Origin of the sequence: Nostoc flagelliforme FACHB-838 (assembly GCF_014698065.1) — a bacterium.
In the GTDB taxonomy this organism is placed as follows: Bacteria; Cyanobacteriota; Cyanobacteriia; order Cyanobacteriales; family Nostocaceae; genus Nostoc; species Nostoc flagelliforme_B.
The window spans coordinates 1-7,295 of sequence record NZ_JACJSI010000298.1 but is presented as its reverse complement, the minus strand read 5'-3'; the positions used below and the strand labels follow the sequence as shown (position 1 = coordinate 7,295).

Here is a 7,295-nt window from a genome sequence, read left to right as displayed (position 1 = left end):
CTACCATCTGACGAAAACATCAAAGTGCAAGTTACTGGTCAGGTTCGTAATTTAGTAATTCCCAAAATTGAGCAAGAGTTTAATCTCAACATACAGGACGAATATTACAAAGACTACATCAATAAACCTGCAATTATTGCTCGATACCTTGTATTAGCGCCTCAACCTGGCCAAATAACACAACGTCCTGAACAATATTATCGCCGTCAAGTTACTGTTACGGGGGAAGTGGACAATATCCATAGTCCGGTTTTACTAACGCTAGATGAAAACCAATTGTTTGGTGGGCAAGATTTGCTAGTTTTATTAAAAGCACCGCCCAAAGTAGCAATAAATCAGGATCAGACAGTATCGATAATCGGTGAAGTTCGTCCTTTTGCGATTGCTGAAATTGAGAAAGAATACGATTTAACCTGGGATCTAAATGTAAAAAGAGAGTTAGAGTCTGAGTATAGCAACAGACCTGTTTTAGTTGCTGAAACTATATATCATCCTTCTTAGAATTCTCAGTTTGTTATGGCTGTCTTAAATGCTGTAATTTCTGTGAGGTTTTATGGATATCCTCAACAAAGCATTTCTCAACCTACGAACAATTAAACTTTGACGGTTTTTAGGGTCGCTCCTCTACCCACTGTCTGACGACAAGCTGCTTCGCATCCATGTATCACAACTTTAAAAAGTGCAATTAATTCTCAAAAAGCTTATAGAGGTGGCTGTTTAAACAATGCTGCTTATGAGACAAAAATTCAACCTTTAAGTTAGTTACTAATAAAACTAAACAATTTTTACAGGAGGAACAAAACATGGCTTTGTACAAACTTGACGAATACAATCCGAACTACAACGATGAAATTTTTGAGGGTAATGACATTAAAAATTTTGATGTTTATGCCGATGATAACAGGGTTGGCTCTGTCGCCAATATATTGGTTGATGAAAATGATGGCCGTTTTCGGTATTTCATCATTGATACAGGCTTTTGGATTTTTGGCAAAAAAGTATTGCTCCCGGTGGGTTTAGCTCGTCTGGACTATAATAGTAAACATCTCTTTGTTCCTAAACTGACCAAAGAGCAAGTAAAAAATCTACCTGAATTTAGCCAAGATTTAGCAATCGATAATGATTATGAAGAGAAAGTTAGAGGAGTTTACCGACCTTTAGTGCCATCAGTAATGCCAGCTATGTTAGGTACTCCTGCTCTTTATAATTACACGCTAGAGCCTTACTTTTATGAACTGAACGATCCCAACTTCAGAACCTATGAAGAAAACCTGAGAAATGGGAGAAATCCAAACAGAGCAAAAATTTGACCAGAAGATGTATCAAAAGTTTTAACTCTCTCTAAACCCTCAAAAGGGAAACTTTGATTATTGATTCCGGTTTCCCCTTTTTAAGGGGGGCTACGGGAAATCTAAAAGTGCCTAAAATCACAACGAAATAAGAGACAAACAAGGGGGTATTATTATTACAAATAATTTAGCTTAATCCAATTATAAAAACAGTTAATTTTGTTTAATTTTGGAGAGATATAAGTTCATGAATACTCAATTTATGCGTTCAATAATTTTAGCATTGGGCTTAATTTTCACATTGTTTTAGGGGATGTTACCCTTTGGTTTTGCACCTGCTAAGGCGCAAACAACCTCAATTACAGGTAGGCTTTCAAAATACTCTCCTATGAAAGCTCCTTTTTTTACGCCTGGATCTCGTGGACAGCCTGTCAGAGATGTACAAACTGTCCTGCAATCTTTAGGATTTTATAACGGAGCGATTGATGGTATTTATGGCCCTAGAACCGCTAGCGCAGTAGCGGCCTTTCAGCGATCACAAAGATTGGTTGGTGATGGTAGGGTAGGAGCGCTGACTTGGCAAGCTTTACGCACACCCGTGCGTCGTCGTTTCTAAGAATTTGAAAAGTCTAATTTATTACTAGCCCTGGCGACTAGAAGTTGTGGCTAATAATGTTAGTACAAATGAGCAAAAAATGAATAATAAAAGCCGCAATTCCTCAACAGATACCAGTAACAAACAGCAGCCACAAAACACTGTAAACATCTCAGATTTACCCCAAGGTTGGGATAGCTTGAAATGGCTAGTCCCTAGTTTTTTGTGGATGCTTTCAGCCGCCGGTTCTGGAGAGTTACTATTTACGCCAAGAATTGCCGCATTTTACGGTTGCACCCTATTATGGGCGCTACTTGCTGCTGTGGTTTTGAAATAGTTTATTAATGGTGAAGTTGGTCGTTTTCAGTTTGTACCGGCGCAACCATCCTAGAAGGTTTTAAACAACTTCCTGGCCCCAAAAACTGGACAATCTAGCTAATTTTGCTGCCGCAGATAGTGGTAGCAATTTCTACCGTTGCTGGACTTTCAGGAGCCGCTGCTACAGCGCTAATTTTGGTTGCTGGAGGTAGTGTGCAACTATGGACAATAATTATCATTGTTGTGATAGCTACGATCGTACTTTTGGGGCAATACAATGTACTGGGTGGTGAGTTGCTGCGTCCACAAGGACTTGTACCCAAAGAAAATCAAGTTGCGGAAACTCTGGGTAGCTTGCTCGGCGACCTTTGGGGACCATTTGGCTTTTGGTTTATGGTGGCGATCGTTTTTATTACCTTTTGTAGTACTGTACTTTCAGTAGAAGATGGTTTTGAACGAATGTTTGCCGATGATACGCAGATATTACTGCAAGGGTTTGGCGTGCGGGGACGCTGGACAAATGAAAAGTTTTGCAACGTGTCTATATTGGAATGGCACTAAGAAAAGCGAAAATCGTTGAGACAGCAGGGGTGCAGAGGAGCGGAGGAGCAGGGGAGAAAGAAGAAATTTTAGGCATTGCGTTCAGATATTTAGAAATTTCCCTCTGCACCCCTGCCCCTCTGCAATCCTTACGCTGCCTACCCTTCAGCTTAACTTAGTACCATTCGTCTATATTGTAGTGCTACTGGTAGCTTTGCCCGTTGCGGGTTACCTGTTTTTCGGTGAACCTGTCGGCTTATTACAAACCGCAGGCGGAATTGAAGCTGCTCACATCCCTATCGTCACTGGACTGGCTCTTTATTTAAATCATCGAATGTTGCCCAAGGAACTGCAACCATCAAAAATTATCTTTGCTGGAACAGCGATCACTGGCATATTTTTTGGTGTATTTGCGGTTATCTATCTTTTACAACTGCTGGGAGCCATTGGAACTGTTGGGGGTTCAAGTTGAAACAACAGCGTTGGGACTAGTTTCATGCAAAATTATTTAATTGCTCTGGCTTTGTCTGCTTTACTTGCAATTGGTAATTTTGCCGGGAGAAACTGCAACTATCCAGTTACTTTTATTGATTAGCGTTCTTCATTCTATTTGAAATTTTGATTATGACTGTTTCAACCAAACCCCTATCTAATCGCATCGCTGTAGTTTTCGACTTCGAGGATACTCTTGTACCCGATACTGTTGATGGTTTGTTATCAAGTTTGGAGATTGATGCGCTTGAGTTTTGCCAAAAACAAATTCGACCTTTAATTGATAAAGGTTGGGATAAAAACGGGTTGCAAACCTTGCACCTGTAGACTACAGCGAAAATTCTCAACTGATGCAGTCTCTCACACTGGCAGTAGTAAGTCTTTATAAACAGATTTCTCTACAACAACTAAGTGTTGGTGAGTAGAACTTTAAAGATAATTATCAAGATAGAAAAAAATTGAATCAAATTAGACAAGCCATGCTAATCAGGTCTATGACATATTTATCTACTAGGGAGGATGTAGAAAATTGCCGTAATCTGGATATTATTAACAGAATAAATTTTGGGGTAGGCTCAAAATATTTAGTCCTAACCGAACCTGAATAAATAAAAATATGGCACTAGGTGATCCACTTCCTGAAAACATTAAACAGCCAGTAAGACAAGCAGCTTCTTCTCTTTGCATTGAGCGATTAGCAAGATTAGGCTATGCTGCAAAAGGTTTAGTTTATTTTATCGTGGGTTTGCTAGCAGCACAGGCAGCATTTGGTTCTGGTGGCAAAACTACAGATACTAGTGGTGCGTTAGAGACGATTGTCACCCAGCCTTTCGGTAAATTTCTCCTCGCTATCGTCACCCTTGGGCTGATTGGGTATGCACTCTGGCGTTTTGTGCAAACTATTTTCCATCCCGAACATTCCGGTAAAAAAATGAATGCTAAACGAATTGCCAAGCGTCTGGGCTATGCTTTTAGTGCGATTGGTTACTTCAGTTTGGCTGTGACATCTATAAAAATAATTATTATGGGTTCAAGTAGTAGCGATAGCGATTCAGTCGAAGATTGGACGATATATTTTCTAAATCAACCTTTTGGACGATGGTTAGTAGTACTTTTGGGTTTGACAGTGATTGGTGTTGGAATTTCTTACCTTTATCAATCATATAAAGGCAAATTTTGCAACCGATTTAAACTTTATCAAATGAGTCAGACCGAGCAAATTTGGGCGATGCGTCTGGGTAGGTTTGGGATTGCTGCTCGTGGCATTGTTTTTGGTATCATCGGCATTTTTATGATAGTGGCAGCAATTCAATTGGATGGTACTCAAGCTAGGGGATTAGCTGGTGCATTAGCAGCTTTGGCAAAGCAGCCCTTTGGTCCCTGGATTTTAGGTGTAGTGGCTTTGGGTTTGATTGCTTACGGTATGTATTCCGTAATTGAAGTCGCTATCGACATATTACTAATTTATAAATTCGCTGATAAAAAAAACACACTTTTGATTCTACTTTTTATCAAAAATGCAAAATATTTGGTATAAGAATGCAATTTTTTACTCCTTAGATGTTGAAACATTCATGGACTCAGACGGCGATGATGTTGGCGATTTTCAAGGACTAACTAAGTGTCTAAATCATCTTTCTGGACTGGGAATTACCTGTTTATGGCTATTACCGTTTTATCAAGAAAGGCAGAGGGCAGGAGGCAGAAGGCTTTTATGGAATTCTGACTCAAGACTCTGCCCACCACCAAAGGGAGTAAGGGTATAAAACCCCACCGTCTATACGGTGCTTACAATTGGTTGGGGTCTGAATCCCCATTCAATTGTTCCTTCTGCCCTCTGCCTCCTGCCTTCTTCAACCTTATCCCAATCGAGATAACGGCTACGATGTCATGGGCTACTACAACCTTGATCCACGAGTCATCAACTAATGTAAATACAACTAAACTAACTCGGAATCAATCCTAATTATTTTTCTATTTTCTTGCGTATTAATATCATTATCATCTGCTTGCAAACACTCCTGCTCAGTTCGACTGGTTAAAGGTAAATTGAGTAAACTGGCAACCCACCCAGCCGTCAATCCCTGGAGCAAGACTGTCATCATTATTGTTAAAAATACTAAGGCTTTAATTGAATCACCGCCATTAATACCCTGTTTTGTAAGTGAAACTGCAAATAATGAAGCTAAAGAAGCGGCTACAATTCCACGCGGAGCAACCCAAGATAAAAATAACTGCTGTTGCCAGTTTAAATCTTGACTCCAGGTAGATATTAAAATGTTTATAGGACGTATTATCAGCATTAGCACTAAAACTGCCAGAACACTACCCCAACCCAAAGCGAAAATACTTGCAATTGATAAGTCTGCTGCTAATAGAATGAACAAAACCGAATTGGCTAAAATGCTCAACTGTTCATTAAACCCACGCAGTAAAAGCTCCGAAGGGAGGTTACTAGCTCTTAAAACTATCCCCATAACCACAGCAACCACTAGACCAGACTCACCACGTAGCGCCTGTGCCAAACTAAATAAACCCCAGACGCTAGCTAAAACAACTAGATTTTTTAACTCTCGGGATAAGAATTGATCCTGTTTGAGAAGTTGGGATAGCAACCAGCCTCCGCCTATACCAATAATTATGCCTAGACCCAAACGCAAAACTAGACCCTTAATTAAGATGAGAGGCTCCACATTTCCACTCAACACAAAATGAAGCACGATCACAGCCAAAATTGCACCAATTGGATCGATAAAAACCCCCTCTCCTTCTAAAAGTGTTGAGACTTCTTTTTGTACACTAATTTGTTTGAGGAGCGGATTAATAACTGTTGGGCCTGTCACAACGACTAAAGAGGCATAAAGAAAAGCAATTGACCAAGAAAATTCACTTAGCCAGTGTGCAGCTATTGCAGCCCCCGTTAAGGTAATTAGTACTCCCAAAGTGACAAGATTGCGAAGGCTAGTAGAAACTTCTTTTAACTCTCCTAACTGTAGATTTAAACCACCCTCGAATAAAATCACCGCTACTAACAGCGAAACCAGAACTTCTAAACCAACACCCAATAATGATGGATCTAAAAAATCAAAACCATCTCGCCCCAGAAGAATCCCGAACAGAAGTAGCAAGACAATACTAGGAATGTGAAAATAACCAGCTAAAACTTGAGCAGCAATACCAGCTACAACCGTTACACTTATCAAAATAGTAATAGGCAAAGATTCTTCCATAAAAAAATTAAGTTGTGCTGTACAACCTCCTATAATTAAAATCAAAAACCATCAGCAGAAATGAGTAACTTGTGTTTTGAAATACCACAAAACACGAGAAAATATTTATGCAGTATAGCAAGAAATCTTGTAGCCAAATTATTTTTTTGATGGATAGCTTCAGCAGACAATTGAGCTTATTTTGGGCTACATGACATACGCACTTAGAAATCATGGTATCGATATTGCTATAGTTTCTTATCGTCCTCTAGAAGGATATAAGCTGTGAATAGCAATGTCAGGTAAAGAAACTGGAAGCAATAGCAAACTTTTTAACAGGATAATGGTTAATACCGATCGCTACTAATCCATGTTGCTAGTCAGGGTTAGCGCGTCTCAAACTCTATTGACAGTGGGATTCTAGGAGAGTGTTGAGTTTGGGAGAGCCGCAGCCAACACAGAAAGCATATACTGATCATTCATAGTGGCTCGTCGTGACTTTTGGCGAATACTGCGACGGAAAGATGATTCTCGTTCTAAGGCGTTAAGAGCAATGCGACGTAGTAAAGCAAAATTCTGTGGACTGTGCAGAGAACGAATTCGACATTCATCTTCATTAAAAGTGACATCTAATGTCCAATGAACAGAATTTTCAATACCCCAGTGCTGTCGAATTGCACTACCAATCTTGTGAGCATCGCAGGCGAGACTAGTAATATAAAATTGCACCTCATGGGTAGTCTGATTCCAATGCTGAATCGAACGCACTACCATAACTACTGTTGTCAAACTAGTCCACAAATCTTGTTCATGAAGTGCAGGAAGTTTTGACACTGGCACGGTGTAAACCTG

General features: G+C 39.8%; 10 protein-coding genes and 1 pseudogene. 9 read left to right on the top strand and 2 right to left on the bottom strand.

The features are described from left to right. From H6G97_RS41480 to H6G97_RS41445, 9 genes and pseudogenes are all read left to right on the top strand, one after another. A pseudogene (locus H6G97_RS41480) lies at window positions 1-501 on the top strand (hypothetical protein); the annotation flags it as partial. Between the two features lie 302 nt (window positions 502-803). Next, complete coding sequence (locus H6G97_RS41475) at window positions 804-1,310, top strand: PRC-barrel domain-containing protein (protein WP_190946407.1); 507 nt, start codon at window positions 804-806, stop codon at window positions 1,308-1,310. A gap of 367 nt (window positions 1,311-1,677) precedes the next feature. Further along, on the top strand, window positions 1,678-1,905 hold the full coding sequence (locus H6G97_RS53905) for a peptidoglycan-binding domain-containing protein (RefSeq protein ID WP_242055934.1): 228 nt from the start codon (window positions 1,678-1,680) through the stop codon (window positions 1,903-1,905). 79 nt (window positions 1,906-1,984) lie between these two features. After that, the gene (locus H6G97_RS53900; protein WP_242055933.1) at window positions 1,985-2,221 is read left to right on the top strand and encodes a hypothetical protein; all 237 of its coding nucleotides are present in this window, start codon (window positions 1,985-1,987) and stop codon (window positions 2,219-2,221) included. 119 nt (window positions 2,222-2,340) lie between these two features. Then, complete coding sequence (locus H6G97_RS53895) at window positions 2,341-2,763, top strand: hypothetical protein (protein ID WP_242055932.1); 423 nt, start codon at window positions 2,341-2,343, stop codon at window positions 2,761-2,763. Between the two features lie 178 nt (window positions 2,764-2,941). Then, window positions 2,942-3,214: a hypothetical protein gene (locus H6G97_RS41460; RefSeq protein ID WP_242055931.1), complete on the top strand. Its 273-nt coding sequence runs from the start codon at window positions 2,942-2,944 to the stop codon at window positions 3,212-3,214. A gap of 152 nt (window positions 3,215-3,366) precedes the next feature. Further along, on the top strand, window positions 3,367-3,561 hold the full coding sequence (locus H6G97_RS41455) for a hypothetical protein (RefSeq protein ID WP_242055930.1): 195 nt from the start codon (window positions 3,367-3,369) through the stop codon (window positions 3,559-3,561). Window positions 3,562-3,850: 289 nt separating this feature from the next. After that, window positions 3,851-4,771 (top strand): DUF1206 domain-containing protein, encoded by a 921-nt coding sequence (locus H6G97_RS41450; RefSeq protein WP_190946406.1) that lies wholly within the window; start codon window positions 3,851-3,853, stop codon window positions 4,769-4,771. Beyond that, window positions 4,752-5,000 (top strand): alpha-amylase family glycosyl hydrolase, encoded by a 249-nt coding sequence (locus H6G97_RS41445; RefSeq protein WP_242055929.1) that lies wholly within the window; start codon window positions 4,752-4,754, stop codon window positions 4,998-5,000. The genes H6G97_RS41450 and H6G97_RS41445 overlap by 20 nt, the downstream gene beginning before the upstream one ends. Before the next feature lie 174 nt (window positions 5,001-5,174). Here the strand turns inward: H6G97_RS41445 and H6G97_RS41440 are convergent, their stop codons facing one another. Both H6G97_RS41440 and H6G97_RS41435 read right to left on the bottom strand, forming a co-directional pair. Further along, entirely contained in the window at window positions 5,175-6,452 is a 1,278-nt protein-coding gene (locus H6G97_RS41440) for a cation:proton antiporter (RefSeq protein WP_422394266.1), read from the bottom strand. A 411-nt stretch (window positions 6,453-6,863) separates the two neighbouring features. Next, the coding region (locus H6G97_RS41435) for an ISAs1 family transposase (RefSeq protein WP_190946404.1) at window positions 6,864-7,295 on the bottom strand (432 nt) is incomplete at its 5' end.

What these genes read in the sequence shown, in the direction of transcription:
- H6G97_RS53900 (WP_242055933.1), top strand. Translation starts at nt 1,985, where the DNA reads ATGAATAATAAAAGCCGCAATTCCTCAACAGATACCAGTAACAAACAG.
- H6G97_RS41450 (WP_190946406.1), top strand. Translation starts at nt 3,851, where the DNA reads ATGGCACTAGGTGATCCACTTCCTGAAAACATTAAACAGCCAGTAAGA.
- H6G97_RS53905 (WP_242055934.1), top strand. Translation starts at nt 1,678, where the DNA reads ATGAAAGCTCCTTTTTTTACGCCTGGATCTCGTGGACAGCCTGTCAGA.
- H6G97_RS41455 (WP_242055930.1), top strand. Translation starts at nt 3,367, where the DNA reads ATGACTGTTTCAACCAAACCCCTATCTAATCGCATCGCTGTAGTTTTC.
- H6G97_RS41475 (WP_190946407.1), top strand. Translation starts at nt 804, where the DNA reads ATGGCTTTGTACAAACTTGACGAATACAATCCGAACTACAACGATGAA.
- H6G97_RS41445 (WP_242055929.1), top strand. Translation starts at nt 4,752, where the DNA reads ATGCAAAATATTTGGTATAAGAATGCAATTTTTTACTCCTTAGATGTT.